General features: G+C 63.8%; 2 protein-coding genes. One reads left to right on the top strand and one right to left on the bottom strand.

What is annotated here, in order from left to right; all coding sequences use genetic code 11:
* On the bottom strand, positions 1-732 hold a 732-nt coding region (locus tag EN906_RS31790), incomplete at its 3' end, for an alpha/beta hydrolase (RefSeq protein WP_164777519.1).
* A 182-nt stretch (positions 733-914) separates the two neighbouring features.
* Between EN906_RS31790 and EN906_RS31785 the strand changes: the two genes are divergently transcribed.
* Entirely contained in the window at positions 915-1,922 is a 1,008-nt protein-coding gene (locus EN906_RS31785) for a ribonuclease (protein ID WP_127271103.1), read from the top strand.
* Positions 1,923-2,170: the final 248 nt, after the last annotated feature.

Raw genomic sequence — 2,170 nt, 5'->3', positions numbered from 1 at the left:
GCTGATGGGCAGGTCGCGTCGGATACCGGCAAAGCCGGCATCCTTGCCGCCGTTCAGCGCCATGCCGACGACGTCGCGCCACATCGACACCGAAGCATCCCAGCCGCAGAGCGGATCGGCGATGTATTTCGCCACTTCCGCCTCGTCGCGCGACAGCCAGTCGAACAATGTGCGGTGGTTGGGCACCGCCTTGCCCCAAGCCTGGAAGGTGAGCTTCGGCAGCAGACGCGATGGCACGTCGGAGCCGAGCCGCATTCTCTCCCAGGCAAGGACGCCCAGCGCCACCTGCCCGAGCAGGCCTTGAGAGAAATTGCCGTTCCAGATCGCGGCGGCATGGACGCGGGGCGAATGACTTAAAAGGAAATTCAACGCCACGGATGCGCCCATCGAATGACCAAACAGGATGACCGGTCTGTTTGGCTGTTCGCTGGCGATGAGGTCATGGATGGCGCCGATATCGGCGATCACCTTGGCGGGGCCATCCCTGTCGGCAAATCTGCCGAGCGGCGCGTCGGGGGCTTTGGTCGCGCCATGGCCGCGATGATCGTGGACATAGACGTGGAAGCCGCGGGAGCCAAGAAAATCGGCAAAGCGGGCATAGCGCGCTGCGTGCTCGGCCAATCCATGATTGATCTGGACGACGGCGCGTGCCCGGCCGTCGGCCTGCCTGACGAAAAGATTGAGCTCGGCACCGGTCGGCGAGGCAACCACGCGCTGCTGGCTGAATGACATGCCGCCTGGTCCCGCCCTTGCATTATCGTCGTTGGCTTTGTTTGCGCCGGCCCACATTATGCGTCAATCCGGCAAACCCGCTTTTCGCGACGATGTTTCTTGCGTTTGGCCAGCAAAATATCGCAATTCTGACATGGAGACAGCTTCAGTCTGTCGCCCACTTGTCCAGCCGGGGATTTTCCATGCGTAGTGCTGTCATTTTCGGATTGGCCATGCTGGCGGCGTCGCTGGCCGGGGCGGCGCGTGCCGACGTCAAGATGAGCGGCAGCTTCGTCGCCGACGCTGCCTGTCCGGCGACGCAAGCGATCAAGAACGGCAAGAACCCCGGCAATGTCTCGACCGATGCCGGGAAGAGCTACCAGCTGCTTGCCGGCAACAAGGATGCGCCGACGCACTACCTTATCCTGGTGCCGGGCGCCGATCCGGAGCGCCGCTGGGTGAAGGTCAGTTGCGGCCATGTTTCCGGCAGCAGCGCGGCGACCGTGCCGGCCGCACCTGACGGCCAAGGCAAGCCGGCGGCGTCGGGAAAACCCGAATACGTCTTCGCGCTGAGCTGGCAGCCGGCGTTTTGCGAGACAAAGTCGAACAAGACCGAATGCAAGGCGCAGAACGCCGGTGATTTCGACGCGACGCATTTCACCTTGCATGGGTTGTGGCCGCAGCCGAACGGCAATTTCTATTGCCAGGCGACGGCGAGCGACAAGGCCAACGACAATCCGGCCCACTGGAAAGACCTGCCGCCGGTCAATCTGGACGCCAACACCCGCACGGAGCTCGATCAGGTGATGCCTGGAACGGCCTCCCACCTCGAGCGGCATGAATGGATCAAGCACGGCACCTGCTACGGCAAGAGCCAGCAGGACTATTTCTCCGACGCGCTCAACCTGATGCGCGCGGTGAACAGCTCGCCGGTGCGCGATCTCTTTGCCAAGAACATCGGCGGCAAGCTGACGGCGGACCAGATTCGCGGCGCTTTCGACACTGCCTTCGGCGCGGGGGCAGGCGACCGGGTGCGTGTGTCCTGTGTCATCGATCCGTCGAGCGGCAGGCGGCTGATCGGCGAACTGACGCTCGGCCTCGCCGGTCCGATCGGCCCGAACAGCGCGCTCAAGGACCTGCTGCTGGCTTCGGTGCCGACCAACAAGGCCGGCTGCCCAACCGGCAATGTCGACGCGATCGGCTTCCAGTAACTCTCAACAGAGGTACCGGACTGTCGCCCTGCCGTGCCCTGGTGCTATGCTGCGAGCGCATCATTCTGGCGGGGGCGGCAATGGATGGCATGACGAGCAGCGCGCTGGCGCGGCTGGCTTTCTGGGCCAAGGGCATGGTCTCGATAAACGATGCCCGCATGGAATGGCCGGGCTTTTCGTATACCGACGCCGAATGGGCACGCATGCGAACGCTCTCCGAACCGATCGGCGTCGGCACGTACCAGCTG

This window comes from Mesorhizobium sp. M7A.F.Ca.CA.004.06.1.1, assembly GCF_003999135.1.
Classification (GTDB): domain Bacteria; phylum Pseudomonadota; class Alphaproteobacteria; order Rhizobiales; family Rhizobiaceae; genus Mesorhizobium.
The sequence above is the reverse complement of the archived record's forward strand: the minus strand, read 5'-3'. Positions and strand labels throughout refer to the sequence as shown.